The following is a 20,467-nucleotide window of genomic DNA, read 5'->3' on the forward strand; positions in this document are numbered from 1 at the left end:
GCCAGCGCGAGCCATCAATTTCGGCAGCACAGCCACTTGGTGGGACTGGCCGCAAATGCACCCTCCGCTGGTCTGTTGTGCACGCCAGCGCTGATTTCCACTGCACACCACGCTGGCGCGATTGCACAGAAAAAAGGCGCTCACTGAGCGCCAATTTTGAATTCGGAACTTTGCAACTACCTCTATAGCTGTTTATGTCTCTGTTCTAATTAATTCCAATAACTTATCCTCACATTCATTATAAGCAGCTTTAAACAAGCTAATTTGAGCTAGAATATTTAGTTCGTATTCTTTAATTGAAGAAAAAGCAGAATAAGCAGGGATAAAATAGGGAACTATTGCACCTGATTGAATAACTAAAAGCTTATTAGCACCTTTTAGTTCAATATGAGGACTTAATTCAATCTTAGAGATTTTGCAATCTTTTGTTCTGAGATGAAATATTAGCTCTACCGTTCCAAATTCGGGTTGAATTAATAAATCTTCATAATTCTTAATTCCACAACATAAGTAAATTTCTTCATCAATATTTTTACAGTAAATAGGATATTTTTTTGATGAAAACTTCTTTTCAAGTGACATTCCCAATGAACCTAGGTAATCAGATAACACATTGACTAATGTATCGAACTTTTCTTCATTAGAAAGGTAGGTTTCGTAGCTATAATCTTTTGCCTCTAAATTACTGGATTCCTTTTTCTTCTCTGCGGCAAACTTTTTATCAAAGTCACTTTTAGAGTGATAAAAGTCAACTGGACTCGTTATTTGATTTCTCAATCTTTCACTACGGGATTTGTCTAACTCCAACAACCAAGGAGAAGGGTTAGTTTTTCGAAACTCCTCTATATTCATACCGTTTCGTTTATTTCGATTTACGGCCAAACTCTGTAAGTGCGGGGACTGATAACCAGTGCTATTTTCACCTATAAATGAAGCTATTCCCCCATCATAGGAGCCAACAGTTTCCTTGCCTAATTCCTGCATATATTTGTAGTGTGAATCCACATCATCAAATGCACCTTCGTACTCCTGAATAAGCCTAAATAAGAAAAACCCCTTTCTATTCAATATTTTTTCGAAATATTCACTTCGCCCACACAATTCTACAAATTGCTCGAGCATTTTTAGTTTTACGCTGTTTGAAAATTCTTTTGTCATAAACAAACCTATTTTAATAGGATGAGCTTAAAGCTGGAGAGCTACTTGTTTGAGGCCGTTTAACCTTAAACAGTCTGGTAGCCGGTAAAAAATCAAGCACCCAATTCCGCTGAAAAGAGTGGTCATACACGATAAGACCAGGCCGATAGCCAGCATCATAGTACGTGAACTTATACTGATTCAAGCCTGATGTCCCAAATAGAGTTATATGAGTATTACCGCCCATCGCTAGTTCATTAATACCCGGTGTTAATCCTGGATTTGAAGCTAAATAATCCTCTAATTGAGCAATACCTGAGTTAACGCCCTCTAAGTTGTTTGGCTTTAGTTCGAAAGCACCATTTGTACTTAAATGCTTAAAATCCAACCGTCCTTTACCAGATTTGTTTAACTTACTATTCACTAATACCTCGTCATCCCATTGCTCTGGATCTCGCTTTTTTAAGTGCTCTTGAAATAGTTTGTGCGCAAGCTTTCCTCTTATGAAATGTTCCCCCTCAGCATTCAACATATGCATCATAGCAGCTGTTCGTGCACCATTTGAGAACTTACCACCGGTAATCGCACTTGCTGTACCACCTACAATCGCTGCCACAGCAGTCCGCCCAGCAATGGCAGACCATTTGCGGTTATTCATATTAAACCCGGCATTGCCCATGACCATTTTAGTAAAGCCAGCTGCAATAAACCCATGGCCGAATTTACCGCCTGAAAGGACATTAGAGATCCCACCAACAAGCGCATGACTTCCAGCCCAAGCTAGTTGCACCGACAGGTCAGCAGTCGCAAAATTTCCATATGCTCCTTTAAAATGACTTCCTATCTCGTAAAATGCATATGAAGATGCAGCAGCTATTGCACCTGCCTTAAATGCTTGCGACGAAGACCCACCCATTGCTCTGGTGAAATTGTAGTTCCAATACGCCGAACCAATAAAATGTCCCACCTTATAAAACGCAATGTTGCCGATAATGTTCGTCAGCGTAGGACCAATTATCTTTGAAGATAACCTGATCATTGGCCTGAGGCCTGGATCCAAAGTTTTGCCAATGCTGATATAACCACTCGGATCAGTCCGACTAAGCGGGTTGTTCAGTACATAGCTGTACGCGTTGTAACTCTGGATGTTACTCGGCGCCTGAACAAACGGATCCGCCTGCATAAACCGGCCGGTGTCTGCATCGTAAATCCGACCATTCATATGAATAATACGGCTGTCATTACCAATCTTGACGGGCTCATGCCCTGTATAACCACGGAAGTTATCAGACACCGAGTCGAAGATTCGCTGCGCTGTTGCAAAGTTCAGTGTATCAATCTGATTCAGAGGTCCCTCAGACTTTTGTGCACCAAATACATCATAGGAATAACGGGCCAGTAACTCATAGTTACGGTTTGTAATTGCAATTACCGAACCCTGATGGTCTGTAAACATCCACTGCATGGCGCTGTTGCCATTCATAAAGTACTTTTGCTGCGCATCATTGCCGATATAACGCTTTATAAATGGTGTGTTGTCGCCGCTTTCCGTCGAACTCACAGTAAGCTCCAGCGCACCAACATAGTAGATTGTCTGGTTTTCATCTACTCGCTTATAACGGCGGTTGTTCGCATCGTAATTAAAGCTGACAACTTTGCCATCAACTGTGATGTTGGCCGCTTTATTTCGAGCTGTATACTCAATAGTCCGGTACTCTGTACCATCGATATAAAGCTTGGTTTGATTGCCGTTTTTGTCATAGGCAAACCGCTCGGTCACCGTCCGGGCTGTGTTTGTCGACGCAGATTGCCCTGATAAATCAGCACCAGACAGCTGTTCACCCGATAGGGGGATAGGAGAACCAGTAATAGAAGACGGGAATAGCTCAGTTGCACCACAGCTATTGTCTACATCTCCGGTATTGGTCGAGCGGCTTGTTATAGCATGTCTGGGGGCTTCACCCTGGCCAAAATATTGGGACCACTTATCACGGACCGAGTTACATGCAGCAATTCCCCCGCGACCAAAACTTGCTTTAAACCATAAATTGCCGTTGGCACTGTATTTGAATAATTCCTTATTCTCGATGTGCGTCACCCGGTTAAGTAAATCATATGTATAATTTTGTTTAGGGAGCGCAACCTGTGCACGACTCAGTAAGTTGCCCAGGCCATCAAAGCTGTAAGAGTCTGCCTGAATATGATTATAGTTAGTGCTTGCAATGGTTTTTACCATACCTGCATCGTCATACGATACAGACATGACAGCGTTACCTTTTTTATACTGGGTCACTTGTCCACGGGTATTCAGAGACTGTACTTCATAATATTGCTGACCATACAGCCCCTCTCTCGCTTCATGTTTTTGCACAACCAGGCCGTGCTGATAGGTATTTCTTACCCCTCGGGCATCGATGTATTTACCGTTTTCCAGTTTGCGATAATCATCAAACTGATAGCTGATCCGGCTAAATTCATCATAGGCCATTTGTTGGATCACACATCGCGAAGACAAGGGGTCAGACAGGTCACGGCTCGGATGGCTCGGGTCGTTATAGCCTGGTTTAATACGCAAATCGTTCAGGCGTGTATTAAACACAACGCCACTCACACATGTTTGTGTTTCCAGCGCCGTCAGAGTTGCGGCAGTACGACCAAAAGTATCGTAGTAATAATACTGCGCCCAGTTATCGCCCTGAGTGGCAGACTGCAATTGATGCACATCGTCTTCTTTTGTACCAAAATACCAAAGACTTTCGCCTTCATACACAATATTGGTCTGGTTAATGTAGGTAGAGTTGGTAGTGGTGCTATCCGGTTGCGTATGCCACTGACGGACTTTTCGTCCCAGCAGGTCGTAACTTAGATGCGTCGTAACACCACGCGCATCGGTTTGCTTTGTGAGCTCTCCAAACGCGTTGTATTCATAATGAAAGTCACCACGATCAACATCTTTGGTAGTCTCCTTACGGCCTAACAAATCATAACTGTTGTCAATCAGTACCATGTTGTCCGCGGATGAATATACCGTCAGCTGATTACCGCGACTGTCATAGGTATATTCCAGCTTCTTACCTTTGGCGTCTGTAACAAACTCAATCTGTCCAAGCGCATTTTTAGTAGTCGTGGTCGTTTGCTTACCGGTAGATACACCTGCGCCGCTTAGCTCAACAGCACTAGTCAGGTCATTCTGAGTGTAAGTGGTTGTCACCTGACTATTGTTATCCGTTGTCGACGTCACCCGATCAAAGGCATCATAGCTATAAGTCACTTCAGAACTTCCCGGTGCCGTTTGCGCCAGCGTGCGACCATACTGGTCATGCGCTACTTTCGTATCCAGCCAGGTGCCCAACACCGTTATTGAGCTGGTTTTATACACCCTGCCCATTCTGTCCATGAATTGTTTTTCAACCAATTCACCGTTGACAACTTTGTTGGCCTGAGCAACGCATTTGTCACTGTCCTGACAAGCTGACAAATACTGATAACTTTGCGCACCAGAGGCGCTATAACTGCCAATTTTAGTACCGAACACGTCATACAGCGTGGTCACTTTTGTGCCGTTAACAGTGCGAACTTCAATTGCCTGCCCAAAGGCGTTGCGTGTCAGAACTTCTGCCCCTTTTGCCCACAGTTCCTGATCTGCTTTCGCTTTTTGTCTTGAATAAACCGGATAACGCTTTTCTGAATCGTAACTGGTTTCAGAGATCCGGGTTTGCTTGTCGTCCTCACACCCTGAGTTAGATGTACTCTTTTGCGTTAGATTGCCCAAATCATCATATTGATAATAGGTTTTGAGCTCGTACTGACACCCTTTGCCTTGTGCAATCGTTTCACTTTCGAGCATATAAGCATTGGCATGGCTAGACCCATAGTAGGTAAAGTTTGACGTCAGCGAATGACTCGCTTTGCCATCGGCTGAATGCGTAACCGTTGATGAAACCAAACGGCCGCGCTTTTTATAATTATCACTGACACCATAGTTATTGCTCGTCGTCACGCTCGAAAGAGGATTAGTTAGACTTAAACTATCAATACTACGCCAGGCATCGCTTTCGTAAAAACTAACAATGGCCGTGTTCCGGTTATCTGGTAGCTGTTGAGAAATGGTTGTGGTGACATTGCCAAACACGTCCTGCTCTATTTGAGTACTGGCGCACTGGCTTGAGCCAATTGACGTACTTTGGTCAAAATTAATAAGGCTGGTACATTCTTTCGCCAGCTGATTATAGACCTGATACGTCACTCCCGCTGTATGTGGATTAGGCTTCACCTTATAGTCATTTAGCGCGCTGCTGATCACCGTGCCATTGTAAGCTTTAATGGTTCTGGCTGGCATTCCTGAAAGCGGGTATGCCTGGTGATAACGCGTTGTGGTGCTGAACTGTTGGCCATCTTTGACATTAACGGTTGTCAGTGACTTAAAGCCAAGCATGCCTCTGCCACCAAACTGAACCTGAGCTCCGGCATAGCTGTATTCAATAGCGCTTTTCAGGGTGTCATCAGAGTAACTTGGGCTATCCGTTTCAACCCGCGAGACCAGTACCATGTCCCCGCCATTGATAGGTGTTACTTTCAATTTTTGGTCTGCAAAGGCAATACGGTCTTTGTTATCTTCCGCAAACAAAGAGCCCACAAATGCTGACGAGAATGGCGTATAAACTGTGCTATCTGACATTAACGCATAGTGTATCTGAGTCTTATTAGCGTAACCCTGAGTAATGCCCGACAGATACCCTTCATAGGGTGACTGGTCCAGGTTAAACTTCACCAGTACCTTGTCGCCATTTTTAAACATCAGATCAGACACACCATCGCGATTGTAATCACTGAAAAACGCAGAGTCCCCTTTGTCAAATTGCACGTCAGGCGTCAAAAATGGCGTATAATTTTGTGTCTTAACAAATTCTTCATTTTCGATGTGCCATTCGTACTGCACCCATGAAGGCGACTCTGTGTTGATATTTTTAGTTGAGAAATACAACTCAGTACGGCCATCTTTATTCACATCCATGACCATAGGCGCAAGTTTGTCGCTCAGTAAACGTACTCCAGCAGAATCTGTTTTCGACCAGTCGATATACGATTCATCAAACGAAACACGCTCACTCGACCGGTTCAGTAAAACACGCCAGCTTTTTACTTCATCTGGGTAACGTATCGTTTTAAGATAAATAAGATCAATCAGCCCATCGCCATTCACATCCGCAGGCGTGAGGTGCTCAATGTGATTTGCGCCGGTGTTAGTAATTGCACTCGAATCAAAGCCCGTCAGGTTGCCACTTATGCTCAAACCCTTGTTCAGATTGACATAAATGTGGCTTGCTTCGCCCTCACCACAGTTATCACGAGGACACTTAAGCGACACAATATCCGCCAAACCATCGAAGTTGACGTCCATTGCATACCAGGGCGTATTCTTGCGCGTCATCTGCGAATAATTGCCCGGCTGATTTGAAGTCGCGACATGCGGCGCTAAAAACTCACTCGCTTGAGGGTCATAAAGCGCGATAAAAATCTCATTCTTGCCACTGAACTTATCGTGCCACTCACTCTCTCCCGATAAACTGGCTTCCTTTTGCTGGAATACCAGATCGGCATATCCATCGCCATTAAAATCAGCAAACTTGCTATGTTTGATGAATGGTCCATAGCTGTCAGAAAGTGGTATCGGCGACCACTCAATCACCCCAGCATTTAAAGATGCACGCGTCCAGTAGTAAGCATTGGTTTTATGATCGCCATTGTGCTTATCCTGCTTACTGATCCACAACGATTGCTTACCATCCCCATTGGCGTCAACCACCTGCATATCCACGGTGTCTGAATCGTCATAACGAGAAATACGGCCACACGCTATTTCGCTCGCAGGTGCAAAAGTATTACCTTCCCATAAACACAGCTCATACTGTTTATCGCCAATTTTTTCCAAAGTGGCCACTTCTGCGATTCCGTCGCCCTGAGAGTCAATCAACGTCATAGCGGCCAGTTTGTTGTCCCCTGATGGCGTAAAGACCTCAGCATAGGATTTGTACTCTAAATCACTGGCAAACGGTGTGTAGTCAAACTCTATCGGGAGTTTACATATCTGGTTACGACACTGCGCAATGCTCTTCAGTGTGCGCAGGCCATTATTCTCAGTGTTGAATACCAGTGAATAATCACTGAGCTCGAAGCCGTTGTGATTGGTTACTGTGATACCATCAAGTTGAGAGGCCTGGGTTAATCTAGCCTCATCAATATAACTTGAGCGATAAGTGTCTGTTACAGAGTAACTAAACTGCACAGTATTATCGCTATATTTAATCGTACTCAGTACTTTTTCATTGCTGCCTAGCTTCTGGCCGTTAGATGCTTCCGTTGTATAGGTGTAGTAAATGGAAGTCTCATCTTTTTGCAGATTATCTGTTACTTTCTGGAGCATCCAGGTCAATACATGCGTCTGTTGTTCGGCATCAATGATACGTACTTCACTGTTTTCAGTACCGCCATAATATTTGTACGAGCCGTCTTTGCCCATGACGACAAACATTTCCAACCCGGTCTCTGGATTGTTTGCCAAAATGATCGTCTGATGGCTCTCAATCTCTGTCTCAAAGGTGGCGATGGTTGTCAGCCCGTCAATAGACTCATTCGCATCCAGCTGGATCAGGCGCTGACCATCTAAACAGTATCGATCTTCGTCACTCAGGGTGAGCCCCTTAAATTGGCCATCCTGTGCTTTGGTCTGACGACACCGGCTAACACTGGAGGCCGCGCTTAAACTCCAACCAAGTGCAACATTGGTACGGGGTGTTTGCGAGTTGTAATCAAGGCTGACTGATGGTTTAACACCCGTCTTACCTGCTGGTAGTTCAATAGGCACATTGTAAGCTGCGGATCCTGATTCACTGACCCGGAAGCTACCCAATGTCGGGGTAAGACGAGCGTGTGCCGTTAAAATATCCACAGAGGGAGCCGCATTTTCAGCCTGGACAAATGGCAATGAAATACTGGGAGACGTAGTTTGCGTGCTGTCATTGATCAGCACGCGTTCTTCATTCGAGAAATTATTACTACAATGTAGTACTTGAGGGTTCCCCTTCAGGGCAACTCGAACACACGCCTTAACCTTAAAGCGATATTCTCCATTGTCGTAGTCATTTACCCAGGTAGTGACATCACCACTCACCGGCCCATCTTCTGCATTTTGCGCTGCGATTACGTCCGCGCGATAATATGCATCATTATGTTGTGAGACATATAGTTCATACTCTTCCACCAGGCTATCCGATGAGATGGTCAACTCAACTGTGCCGAATCCGGTGTTCACTAACGCCAATGTTGGCGCACTTATTCCATCAGCCGGGTCAACGGGGTTGGTCCCTAATTCAATCTCAACCCGATCGCTTAATCCATCATTGTCTGAGTCACTGTCATAGATACAGCCATTCACCACCCGACAGTAGTCATAGAAATAGTAGAGTAAATTGAATGTGACACTGTCATACTGGCTTCTGGCGGCGCCAGCTTCCAGCAATGCTATAAACACTTCTGTACGGGTCGCACCTGATCTAAGCTGTGCAACCCAGTAGGCCTGATCGCCTCCAGCCAGGATTTCGTCGCCTGTCAGTGTACCCAGAAAATATCTAAACAGGGTGTTGATAAAGGCCACATCATCGGCATTCGCCAGCTCAGGGTTAGCGTTAATTAAAGCGCTGATGATTTCATTAAATGAAAACCCGTTGTCATACAGGAATGCCAGTAAGCTTAACTGATCTTTGCTTGGTGCACGCTGTAACAACACCAGCATGGCTTTGGTCAATGCAACTAGCTGAGTGTGCTCCTGATTGGGTTCCCATCGGCTGGCTTCCCACAGTGCAATATGCTCTCGGAAGGCATCATGTAATACGCCTAAATCTCGCCATTTAATCGCATTGGCTGAAATCATAGTTCTGTCGATAACATGCAGCTCACCATCTGCCGTCTTAACATAGATTTGCCCGGATGCAGCTACATCCACCTGATGATTGATACCGGCCGGAAATTCGTACTGCCACTGCACGTGACCTGTTTGCTTATCCAATGAATACAGATTGCGGCCCATGGAGCCAACGTAGAGATTGCCGTCCTGGTCCAGTTGCGCCGGAGCAATAATGGGTCCTTTGGAGGTAAACAGCCAGTCCTGAACTTTTCTCAGGGAGTCACTGCTCTGCTTAGGTCTGTGGCGGAGTTTGTAGAACTGATGATTCACCGAACCAAAATATATATGGTCATCATCCGCAACACTTTCTACCAGCGGTCGCGCGGTTACCTTGGCAGGAATATCATCGCGCCCACTATTATTGGTTTGCGGCTCATACACCCATAACTTTTCAAACTCATCGTTAAAAGCACTGTAACCTGCGAGCCCAGTGTCTTCACCAACATAGAGGTAACCGTTGTCACTCATAACTATCTGACCTTCAAGCAGGTCAGGCTGGCCGCTGCTGCCTGTGGAATCCACCATCAGCCTGCTTTGCACTAACTTACCGTCTTTGAATACCCCGTTGGTCGCAATAACGTGCAAGCCGCCATGTAAGAACCCTTCCTCGACTTTTTTATCGATCTTAGCTGTAATATGAGTGTTGTTGATAACCTGATAGTTGCTGGCAGCAAAGACCTCTCCGGTTGCACGATTACGAACCTTTATCAGGCTCTCGGCACCACCTAAAAACAACCCTGTAATAGCCAGATTACATTGCGTTGCGGAGCACGCAGAGATGGTCGCTGATTGCAGTATCGGTGCCATATGAGCAATGGTGATCTGTTGGCCCGCAGTACACCCATCCATGTTGTTACATGCGATCAATTCGTACGTAAACTGACCTTGATTTAAGTACACTACCGAATACTGATTTGACGTTATCTCAGCGGATAGCTTATTTGGTGCATGGTTTTTGTCACTCGGTAACCCGGGCCACATGTTCATCTTATAATACTCTGTGACACCATCTGCATTGTCAGGCCAGCTGAGAGTGTAGCGGCCATCAACTTGTCGCGTGTGATCATTAAAACGCGGCGGTACAGGATCTGGCGTGCGATGAACAATTGTACGCGTCTCTGTTTGTGGGTCGCCGTAGACCTTATTCGGATTATTGGGATAAAAGTTAACCGGTGTTACTTTAAATGTCAGTTCTTTATCATGTAATGCGGGGGTTGTAAAAAAGGTATAGCTTTTCTCAATGCCAGTGGCACTTAAGGTTATCTCCTCCTCTGGGGTGTCCTTGTCACCAAGGTAAACTCTTACTATCAACAGCTTGGTAGCCTCAAAGCCCTTCATAGTGAGCTGTTCGCCCCCTTCAACTCTGTCCGAACTGAGTGTCAGTCCTGCGGGTTTTGTTGGCATTTCATATTCAACAGCAATATTACCCAGCTTATTGATTACAGACTCACCGGTATTGTCTGTCAGTGTCAGTTGAATTTCTTGCTCGCCAACGGCGTTTGCTGGCCAGGAAAGTATGACTTCCTGCGCCTCACCTTGATCGGTCGCCTGTGGCAGTGTCATTGGCAATGCAGGGCTCACAGTCACAGCTTGGGCAACCTGGTTGCTGGTAAGCCTGAGATCAGTTAATTGACTTGAATCGGGAGAGAAAGCGGCAACTTTAATTTTAGCCGTGACAATATCACCAACGCGGATGGGGCTAGTGTCTCCAGCGGGCACTTGAGATATAGCAAAGGAGAAGCGCTCTTTAAAGATGAGTAAATGGTTAGCTGGCGTGCTCAACCCAACGTCATGGATATCTTTTGCAAGCACAGACACATACCATTCGTTTGAGTTGGTCAGGCCAGCAACACTCTGGTAAGAAAAGTCAACTGTACACTCACCTGTACCCGGAGCATTAGAAAAGTCACAGTGTTTTATTTGTTTTGCGCAAGCGCTGACCGATGGCTCATTACTCCCTTTTGAGTTTAAGCAGATCTTCACCTGCTTTAAACCACTGGCATCACTGGCAGATGCAATTACCCTGATAGTTTTATCTTTAGCCACTATGTCCGGTAAATCATTCAAGCTGACACTGGGCGCATAATTGAAGCTCACTTTAGCTTGCTTGGATACCGAAGCGTTCTGCTTATCACTCACACTAACAGTAATAGGAAACTCATTGCTGCCCTGGCCTGGCGTAGCAGAGATTGGTACGTTGGTACAGGTAATCTCGCTCTCTGAAGTAGTACAGTGACTGCTGTCTTTATATCCAATTCCGTTAATTTTAAACGTGTCTAAATCCATTTGATTGTAAGACTTATTATCTTCATCAGTGATAGAAAATGACACGAGGGCATCATCACCGGGCAACAAGACATGATTGTTTGCTATGGTGATATCAGAAATAACCGGAGGAGTGTTGGGTTCTAATATGGAAAAAGTGACGTCTTTTGCTGCTGTATTTCCGTATTTATCTGTCGCTATTGCAGTCCAGGTATGGCTCCCCACAGGCAGTGAGTTAGCGCGATAGCTAAAACGGCAACTTAAGGACGATGTGCCATTGTTATCGCAATCATTTAAAAGATTCTTCCCTTTTTTTATCTCGACCTTAGTTAAATCACTGCCCTTATCATTGGCGGTAAAACTGATAGAAACCGCCCTATTTCGATAAATATCTTCGTGGGCTATGTTTTTAAAAGTAGGCGTTGTTTTTTTGACGTAAGTGACCTTCATGTAGCATTTATGCTCTCTTTCAGTCTTATCGTCGCCTTCTTGAACCGATTCTGAAAATGACTTAGCCGTTAAGTTAAGAGTAAAAGTGCCAAATGCAGGCAAGCTTTTTAATGTAAGATAAGGTAAAACATCCCCATAATCATTAATTTCGGTCTCTCCATCTCCCCAGTAATTACGTGACAAAGCCGTGCTGCCACTTTTTACTTCAACAATGCCCTCAAATTCAGCTGCATGACCATCATAACTTTGAAACTCCCTGAAGATCATATTAGTAAGGTCAATCCTGTAGGGCTCACGGTTACCCGACTCAAATGACAAATTAGTGACATCGGTACATGTACCCGCTAAAGCGGACGCAGACATGCCACTCAGCAATGCGAACGCTAACCAGGTGCAGGCTTTAGTCATCATCGTTTTTCCCATGTTATAGCGCTCCTCTCCATAGCACGGTCATCGGCTTTGATTCACTCAACGCGCTGAGTGACAACACACCAACACTGCGAGACTGTTGTTGCACAGACCCAGAAGTCGGGATGGCTACACCCAGCACCTGATCCTGGTCTTTAACCAGGAACAGCTCAGAAAGGCCCTGAATGTTCTTCTTATTGAGAAATAAAGTCGGGGTGTTAATAACGGGCTGCTCGATATGCTCAGTCAGCGTAAAGCTCTGTGGCTGAGGGGCTAACCCCTGTTGGTCAAAAATTTTCACTTTACCGCTTTGGTAAAATGCATAGACGCCCGCTGCTTTTTGCTCTCCTGACAGTGAATCCATAAATTTGGCTGAGTAGTCACCATCATTATTAACAATGACCGGACTGGTCAGCAAAGCATCATCTTCATAAGCTGAACACTTTAGGAGCTGTTTATCTGATAAACGAACCTGACAGATCCGCCCCTGGTTGTTCGAATTGGTTTCATTAAAATACAAGTAATGCTCGGTGATGGTCGGTGCACTATTTACCACCCCATCCAATGTTAAAGACCACTCCTGATGCCATGAAACGGGGCTATCCAGCTCTTTGTGTGCTCTAAAGAAATATAGTTTCCCATCATGCGTAGAGAAAAAAAGATGGTGCTCGTTCTGAAAGATTGTACGCTCAATAATATCCAGATTTAGATCAAACAAAGGCTGTTTGTATTCACTTTGGATTCTCTTGCTTAAAAACGGGTTCTCTCTGAGCGTCGCGATATTAATCGATGTAGATTCACTTGCTCCGTTAAACCCATAGGCCGTCAAAGTAACGCTAGAGTTACTATGCACGTAAAACGTGCGTGTGCCTTTGGTGAAAGACGACGCTTGAAATGCGTTGCTGACGCCATTTTGGCTATAATGAATCACCGCATTTGTTGCACCAGAAAGTTGCCAGCCAACCCTAATCGTACTGCCAGCCATGACTGCACTATCACCCTCGGTGTACAAAGCTTTAATTGCTAACCCACCTTCCACCTTGGTGTTATCTGGACTATCTGATGAGCAACCATAGCGATGGCAGGCCACGACTCTAAAACTGCCGGTACCATGATATCGGTAATAACTGGCTGTTGTGCTTGGCACCACAACCTGCCAGGTTTGACCATCGAATTTGAGTATCTGATAGTACTTTGCTTGTCGTGAAGGGGTCCAGGCAAGATTGGTATACTCTCCATCTACTTGGCTGGAAAGTTTGACCACCGTGTCAGGGCGTAGCTTTATTGGCCTAAAGATCCTGACATTTCCCACCATAACTGGCTTATACGCTTGCTCAAACCCTTCGCTGGCATTTGAACAAAGCGGATAGAATATACACATACTGATCAATGCGCACAGAGGAGACAATTTCTTCCCTCCCTGAAAGAAAAACTTCACGATAGATATCCCTTAACGATAAAATTCAAGGCCCGGTTAATGCTAAAATCAGCAACTGTATTGACCTCAACCTATACATAAAATGTGTCAGGTTTAGAGACAGAGGCCAACATAATGCCCATCTGCCGATGTACAACCTACTAACAATATTCAATAGGCCAGAAAATGGTGGCATATTGTATTGTTCACCCCGTATTCAGGTCAATCAAAAAGGAACATCTGTCTTTGCGCTAGCAATTAATTTATCACAAAGTCTTAAAGCTCATATTAATAACGATTATGTCTCTTACCTATCCGCTGGCAAGATTCGCGAAATCCTTACTATCAATGAATCATTTCATAACCTGAAAAAAAGTTGCACATTATTATTTTTTTCATTGCAATCTGAGTTACAAATTACCCATTGCAGGAAATAGCAATAGGCGTCCGGGCTGGTGTCTTTTAGATCATACGTAAAATAGCATCAACCCCACCCGGCTTTACCTTTAAAACAATAATCAAAGGAACTAACAATATGGAATTTTTTTCCCGCTACATCACTGGTGATGACCTCAGGAAGTTGAGAAAAAATAAAGGTGTGACAACACAAGCAATGGCGACTCAGCTTGGCGTGTGTCGTAAAACATATGAAAATTGGGAGCGCGATGTGGGTCAACCAAAACTCAACCAATTTTTTGCCATGGTCACTTTCTGCTCTGTCGACGTCTCAGATTTTCTGACTAAGATACGTCAGCACGGCCAGGCCTGATATTCTGCCCTCAGAGCACTCTGCGCGAGTAGCTCTGAGGATTTTTAATTGTACTCATCCCCTCATTAAGCCTGCGCCAGCGGCTCTGGTAACTCATTCAACCAGCGCACTTCCCTGATCCAACTTGTCATGGTAGGAAAGCCCTTATCCGGACAGGTCATATCCCAGGCCGTCAGCAGCGGATCGCCAAATATTCCACCCTTTTCGAAGTTTTCTTTCAGTGCCTGATTCATTCCCTGATAACTGTTTTCCGGAAACACCAGATCTATGGGCAGCCCAAGGTGCCAAATCGCGGCAACGGACCAGGCAGTTGCGGCCATTTCTTCGCCTTCCATCGCTTGTTTTTCGCGCCCATTTTTAAGCCCGTTTTTATAAACGTCTTCATGCAGCTGAGGCCTAAAAATCGGCTCACATACCGCAATGTGCCCTGCTTCATGCAATATGTCTCCAGGACAAACCAGCTTATCTATGTCTATGTGGAGCACGCCATGCACAATTTGCAGGCCCGGCAGAAACATCTTACCTTCCACGGGGCAAAGCGCATGGGGCAAGTTAATATCGCTCAGAAAGTTACAAATGATTTGAGTATCTTGATCCATGATCGGCTCCTTGCACTGAGTCCGGAATGATCCAGTTCAGTCTTTTATCGATATTTGCGAGTCTAGCGTTTTTCACACTGCTTAGATATTACATAAGCTTACTGCATGAGTGCCCATTACGCCGCCATTGAGGGTCACATTTTTAGATAAAAATCACGACACAGATCAATAAACGTTGCGCTGTATGCGCCATCCTGCGTTCTCACACACAAGGCTTCCTGAACCAGACCAGTCTGTGCTCGTTGCCATTCCAGCATCAGCCTGCTAACGGGCTTGCCAGGCGTCATCGTGACATCACAGCGACGAGCAAGGTACAAGCCATGCTGCTGTGCCAGTGCGATAAACGCAAGTCCTTCCTTAGCCGGTAAAATGACCGCAAGCCGACCTTGTGCGTGACTGTGCAGCTTAAACGCCTCAATCAAGTGCAAAAAACTCAGACTGTCAGTATGGCGGGCGGTATTTCGGGCAACATTCGGCCCTTTTAAGCTGTGATTAAAATACGGTGGATTGCTGATCACCAAATCATAGGGCTGATCTGCAGTAAATGTCTGAATGGGAGTCTGGTGCACCCGAATACCCTGCCAGGGGCTGGCATGGACGTTGTCTCGGGCATCCAGACAGGCCTGCGCATCAATCTCAACCGCATCGATCATCAGTGATGGAGCGCGCTGCTTGCACATCAGGCTCAGTAACCCGGTACCAGCACCGATGTCCAGCATGCGTTGTGTGCCCGTCACGCAAACCCAGGCGCCGAATAACACCCCATCGGTCGATACCTTCATTGCACTACGCGATTGTGCCACCGTAAATTGCTTAAATGCAAAGCCTGCCATTTTGCTCCTTTGAGAAACCCAGATTGCCAAGTATAATTCCGCTATTGTCCTTTATTTGTGATGCACTATGCAATTTACTGAATTCGATCTCGACGGCACGCTACTGACTGCCATAAAAAAAATGGGCTTTGAGCAGGCCACCAGCATTCAACAGCTGGCCATTCCGGAGGCTCTGATGGGCCGTGATATACTGGCGTCTGCGCCAACGGGCACAGGTAAAACAGCAGCCTTCCTGATCCCGGCAATTCAGTATTTGATGGATTTTCCGCGTCGCGATCCCGGCTTTGCCCGTGTACTTATCATGACGCCCACCCGTGAGCTAGCCTATCAGGTGTTTGAGCAATGCGAAGCACTGGCAGCAGGCACGCACCTGAAAATCGGTGTGGTAACCGGTGGTATTAACTATGGTAGTCACAAAGAAATCTTCGAAAAGAACAACGACATTCTGATAGCCACACCGGGCCGTCTGATGGAATATCTTGAGACCGAAAACTTCCATGCCGACAATGTTGAGCTGCTGATCCTCGATGAAGCCGACCGCATGCTAGACCTGGGCTTTAAAAAAGAAATGCTTAAGATCTGCAACGAAGCAAAGAACCGCCGTCAGTGTTTCCTGTTTTCTGCCACGCTGGAAGGTGACAGCGTCGAGCTGTTTGCCGAGCGTATCTTAAAAGATCCGGCACTACTTGAGGCCGAGTCATCACGTAAAGAAAAGGGCAAAATCCACCAGTGGATCCACCTGGCAGATGACTATCAGCACAAGCTGGCCATTCTCGCTAACCTGCTACAAAGCGAAGAAGTGACCAAGGCCATCGTGTTTGTGAAGACCCGTGAGCGTTTGGAAAAATTGGTTGGCGAGCTGTATACCCAGGACATTAAGACCACCTGGTTGCGCGGAGAAATGCCCCAGGACAAGCGCATGGCCGCCATGGCCAGCTTCCACAGTGGTCGCACCCGCATCCTGATCGCCACCGATGTGGCGGCGCGTGGTATCGACGTCGCGGATATCAGCCATGTGATTAACTTTGATATGCCGCGTACTGCCGACATTTATGTACACCGTATTGGCCGTACCGGTCGTGCCGGTAAAAAAGGCACCGCCATTTCACTGGTTGAAGCCCATGATGCCGAGATCCTGGGTAAAGTTGAGCGCTACACGGAGCAAAAGTTGAAACGCCGTGTGGTTGAGGGGCTGGAGCCGAAACACAAAGAAGCCAAGTTACCGAAAAAGAAAAAAGATCCAGTCAAAATCAAAGCGAAGAAAAAAGCCGCTAAGGCCAAAACAAAAAAGAAAAAGTAACCCATAAGCGAAAGGGCGTCTGAGACGTCCTTTTTCTTTTTGCTCAGGCCTCACCCTTTATATTCAGGCCCCTTTTCTCACATGGAGCAAGCAGTTACACTTGCGTATAAACATGCTCTATCGCAGGAAGCCCAATGCTCACACCCGACCAAGTTACCGCCCTGGAAGTCTATCTGGCCCATTTGCGTCTTAATATCGATCCCGCATTAGCACAGAAATACCCGACCTTTGCAGGCAAACCCTACCCACTGGGACGGTGCAAAGAAGTCCGTAATGCCATTCATGATGCTCTCAAAGTGGCTCTGGCCAAACCGCAGGTCGACGTGGCACTACAACCGCTTAAAGCGCTGCTGGACAGTGGCCTGACGCTCGAACCGGTATGGGGATCTCTGCGGGATGAATACTTTCAGAATGCGCTGGTGGTTGGGCCCTGGTACATAGATGCAGCCAATGACACCGTCAATCCCAATAAACCGCGGGCGGAGATCCGCTTACTCGCAGAATCTGGGTTTGGTGCCATCACCAGCTTTGAGCAGTTCGTTAAAATCGCTCGAAGCTACTGGGAGGTCGATATATATCGCAATGATATTTTTCCGGCGCTGGCCCCTTTTATCCCTTTAGTATGTGTGAACAAAGCCGGTGTTAGCTGGTTTGCCGCCGCCAACGACGATATGATACTTGTTGCTCAGGGCAGTGCCTTTGAGCTGGTAGAGCAAGTGCTGCCCTCTTTGCCCTCCCCTCCTGACGAATTAACTGAGAAATGGCACCGTGCCGCACTTCGCGTTGATATGCCCAGTCCGTTATTGAAAACACAGGCACGGGATGCAACAGCCATGTGCCGACATTATCGCAACGAAGGTAAACATCAGGATATCGGCTTTCGCGATGAAGTGGTGCTTGCTTATCTCAGCCTGCCGGTGAACGTGTAAGCGGCGAAGCTCCTCTGGACAATAAAACGGTCGCAATCAGAGCGACCAACACCACTGGCATACTCCACACATTTAACGCCTGCCAACCCGCGGTGGCTTCCAAAAACCCGGCGCTGAGTGATGATGCCACCACCATGCTGAAGACCAAAAACTCGTTGCAGGCTTGTGTTTTGGCGCGCTCCTGCGGCGCATAAGTCTGACTCACCAGTTGTGTGGCGCTGATAAACATAAAGTTCCAGCCCACGCCAAGCGCAAATAAAGCCAACAAAAAGTGCCAGTGCGTCAACCCCAGCAGGTTAATCCCGGCGCAGATCAGATACAGCACACAGCCCGCAAGGATCATGACTCGCGCACCAAAGCGCTCAATGAGCTTGCCGGTAAAGAAAGATGGCAGAAACATCCCCAGTACATGCCATTCAATGACCAGTGCGGAGTCTGCCAGGTCAAATCCATGGCGATGCATGGCCAATGGCGTCGCAGTCATCAAAAAGTTCATGACGGAATAACTGATCATGGCCACCAGCACCGCCAGCTGAAACTGCTTCTGTGCCATAATTTCTTTCAATGTCCGGGCCGTGCCTGGGAGGAGTGTGTGTCGACCTCAGTAAAGCGCACGCCCTGCAACAATAGCAAAGCCAGAATGTACAACCCACTGAGTGCCACAAAGGAATTGGCATAATTCAATGCCGGATACACCTCGTTCACCCAGACGGCCAGGTTCGGCCCTAAAACCGCTGCGACAACACCACTGGCCATGATGATCGAAATGGCGTGGCGGGCTTATCACTGGCTTCTATGGCCGCAAATCGATACAAGGTGGCAAAGCCGATCCCTATCCCTATTAAAGTGGTCGCCACACAAAAAAGTGCAAAGTCGCTTTCTCTGAGCGCCCAGACCCCCAGCAAAGTACCACTAATACCAATCAGATTGCCTAATGAGAACCCCAGTTTGCGTCCGGTTTTCGCCATAATCAGCGACGCCGGAATGGTCGCCATTAATAGCCCAGCCATCTGCATTGCCACCGGCAAAGTGGTCAGCGCCGCCGACGGGCTCAACAACTGACCCACCAATGCGGAAATGGTCACAAGCAGGATGTTCCCTGTTGTGATCAGGCCCTGACAACAGGCCAGCAGCAAGACATTTTTATTCAATGAGACATACTCCAAAGATGAGAGACACGGTGTTTATACACCAAAGCAGAGGGGATCACTCCCACTCAGGCGAGTTTGTTCTGGGTTCAGCAGGCTTACTCAAACGACATTGATTCGCCTGCTCATAACAGCGTTGGATACACTGCGTTTGCAGTGGATCTGCGCTGATATAATCTTCCTGGCAATGTTGTAAGCAGGCGCGTTCATTGTGCTCACACTCTACCTGCACACCGCCAACACGCGTATTGAGCTGGCCCTGACACCCTGCCACCATCCCTATTGCAGCAAGCATACCTAAGCCTCTGATTATCCTTATCCTGCTCATCGTCTCAGACTCCGAACTAGTTTTGCTCTGCGCGCAAAAATACCGGCTCACTGGCTTTTTGCGTTGCTTCTTCGCTGTAGTAATAACCTGCAACATCAAACGCCTTCAGTGCCTCCGGTGATTCCACCTGATTGTCAAGAATATACCGAGCCATCATGCCACGGGCTTTTTTGGCATAGAAACTAATGACCTTGAACTGACCATTTTTACAGTCTTTGAACACAGGCGAAATAATCTCTGCTTTGAGTGCCTTTTTATCTACCGCTTTGAAATATTCATTGGACGCCAGATTAATCAGTACCTCACTATCGGAGGCTTCCAGCGCTTCGTTGAGCTTGTCGGCAATGATCCTGCCCCAAAATTCATAGAGGTTTTTACCGCGCGGATTATCCAGCTTAGTGCCCATTTCCAGACGATACGCCTGCATCAGGTCCAATGGCTTCAGTACCCCATAAAGGCCAGACAGAATACGCAAATGTTGCTGCGCATAATCCAATGTGGCGTCGTCCATACTCGATGCATCCAGACCAGTGTACACATCACCATTAAAGGCCAGCACAGCCTGTTTAGCATTATCAGAGGTGAAAGGTTGTGACCACTCGGCGAAGCGCGCGGCATTGAGGCCCGCCAGCTTGTCACTGATCTTCATTAAGGTGCCAATCTGTTGCGGCGACAAGTCACGACACACGCTGATCAATTCTTCACTGTGCGTGAGCAACTCGGGCTGGGTAAAACGCGCGGTGTGCGCCGGGGTATCATAATCGAGATTTTTTGCCGGGGAAACGAGAGTGATCATGGCCTGCCTATTGACTTAACTATTGATAAATGTCAATTTCAACACTATCCCCCGGTGAGCGCAAGCGCAATATTTTTCGGGGGCTCGACACTGCTTGCCCAGTTGCTGGCAGACCAGCCTGTTTG

13 protein-coding genes are annotated in these 20,467 nt (G+C 46.6%); 3 read left to right on the forward strand and 10 right to left on the reverse strand.

Annotated elements, in window-relative coordinates; genetic code table 11:
- Window positions 1–192 precede the first annotated feature (192 nt).
- Genes IY568_RS00215 through IY568_RS00225 form a run of 3 tightly spaced genes read right to left on the reverse strand, consistent with a single transcriptional unit; the run spans window position 193 to window position 13,661 of the window.
- Window positions 193–1,158 carry a hypothetical protein gene (locus IY568_RS00215; protein ID WP_194866491.1) on the reverse strand — a complete coding sequence of 322 codons (966 nt, stop codon included), beginning with the start codon at window positions 1,156–1,158 and terminating at the stop codon, window positions 193–195.
- A 13-nt stretch (window positions 1,159–1,171) separates the two neighbouring features.
- Complete coding sequence (locus IY568_RS00220; protein WP_194866492.1) at window positions 1,172–12,238, reverse strand: SpvB/TcaC N-terminal domain-containing protein; 11,067 nt, start codon at window positions 12,236–12,238, stop codon at window positions 1,172–1,174.
- Window position 12,239: 1 nt separating this feature from the next.
- A complete protein-coding gene (locus IY568_RS00225; RefSeq protein WP_194866493.1) occupies window positions 12,240–13,661 on the reverse strand; it encodes a hypothetical protein in 1,422 nt (473 codons plus the stop codon).
- A 514-nt stretch (window positions 13,662–14,175) separates the two neighbouring features.
- Here IY568_RS00225 and IY568_RS00230 point away from each other — a divergent pair.
- The gene (locus IY568_RS00230) at window positions 14,176–14,409 is read left to right on the forward strand and encodes a helix-turn-helix domain-containing protein (RefSeq protein ID WP_010382895.1); all 234 of its coding nucleotides are present in this window, start codon (window positions 14,176–14,178) and stop codon (window positions 14,407–14,409) included.
- 65 nt (window positions 14,410–14,474) lie between these two features.
- On the opposite strand, the gene IY568_RS00235 is transcribed toward IY568_RS00230, so the two are convergent.
- Together IY568_RS00235 and IY568_RS00240 are read right to left on the reverse strand one after the other, a co-directional pair.
- Window positions 14,475–15,008: a hypothetical protein gene (locus tag IY568_RS00235; protein ID WP_125557963.1), complete on the reverse strand. Its 534-nt coding sequence runs from the start codon at window positions 15,006–15,008 to the stop codon at window positions 14,475–14,477.
- Between the two features lie 134 nt (window positions 15,009–15,142).
- Window positions 15,143–15,841, reverse strand: coding sequence for a tRNA1(Val) (adenine(37)-N6)-methyltransferase (locus tag IY568_RS00240; RefSeq protein WP_194866494.1), 699 nt, complete (start codon window positions 15,839–15,841; stop codon window positions 15,143–15,145).
- A gap of 67 nt (window positions 15,842–15,908) precedes the next feature.
- Between IY568_RS00240 and srmB the strand changes: the two genes are divergently transcribed.
- Together srmB and IY568_RS00250 are read left to right on the forward strand one after the other, a co-directional pair.
- Entirely contained in the window at window positions 15,909–17,141 is a 1,233-nt protein-coding gene (srmB, locus tag IY568_RS00245) for an ATP-dependent RNA helicase SrmB (protein WP_010382902.1), read from the forward strand.
- 134 nt (window positions 17,142–17,275) lie between these two features.
- Window positions 17,276–18,070: a hypothetical protein gene (locus IY568_RS00250; protein WP_194866495.1), complete on the forward strand. Its 795-nt coding sequence runs from the start codon at window positions 17,276–17,278 to the stop codon at window positions 18,068–18,070.
- Here IY568_RS00250 and IY568_RS24585 read toward each other — a convergent pair.
- The 5 genes from IY568_RS24585 to yaaA are packed head-to-tail and all read right to left on the reverse strand — an operon-like array spanning window position 18,048 to window position 20,342.
- Window positions 18,048–18,623 carry an MFS transporter gene (locus tag IY568_RS24585; protein WP_228553051.1) on the reverse strand — a complete coding sequence of 192 codons (576 nt, stop codon included), beginning with the start codon at window positions 18,621–18,623 and terminating at the stop codon, window positions 18,048–18,050. The genes IY568_RS00250 and IY568_RS24585 overlap by 23 nt on opposite strands.
- A gap of 8 nt (window positions 18,624–18,631) precedes the next feature.
- A complete protein-coding gene (locus IY568_RS24590; RefSeq protein ID WP_228553052.1) occupies window positions 18,632–18,826 on the reverse strand; it encodes a hypothetical protein in 195 nt (64 codons plus the stop codon).
- The gene (locus IY568_RS24595; protein WP_228553053.1) at window positions 18,796–19,221 is read right to left on the reverse strand and encodes a hypothetical protein; all 426 of its coding nucleotides are present in this window, start codon (window positions 19,219–19,221) and stop codon (window positions 18,796–18,798) included. Before IY568_RS24595 ends, IY568_RS24590 begins: the two co-directional genes overlap by 31 nt.
- 55 nt (window positions 19,222–19,276) lie before the next feature.
- The gene (locus IY568_RS00260; RefSeq protein ID WP_125557975.1) at window positions 19,277–19,513 is read right to left on the reverse strand and encodes a hypothetical protein; all 237 of its coding nucleotides are present in this window, start codon (window positions 19,511–19,513) and stop codon (window positions 19,277–19,279) included.
- A 49-nt stretch (window positions 19,514–19,562) separates the two neighbouring features.
- Window positions 19,563–20,342: a peroxide stress protein YaaA gene (yaaA, locus tag IY568_RS00265; RefSeq protein WP_194866496.1), complete on the reverse strand. Its 780-nt coding sequence runs from the start codon at window positions 20,340–20,342 to the stop codon at window positions 19,563–19,565.
- Window positions 20,343–20,467: the final 125 nt, after the last annotated feature.

Source organism: Pseudoalteromonas sp. PPB1 (assembly GCF_015356275.1).
In the GTDB taxonomy this organism is placed as follows: domain Bacteria; phylum Pseudomonadota; class Gammaproteobacteria; order Enterobacterales; family Alteromonadaceae; genus Pseudoalteromonas; species Pseudoalteromonas rubra_D.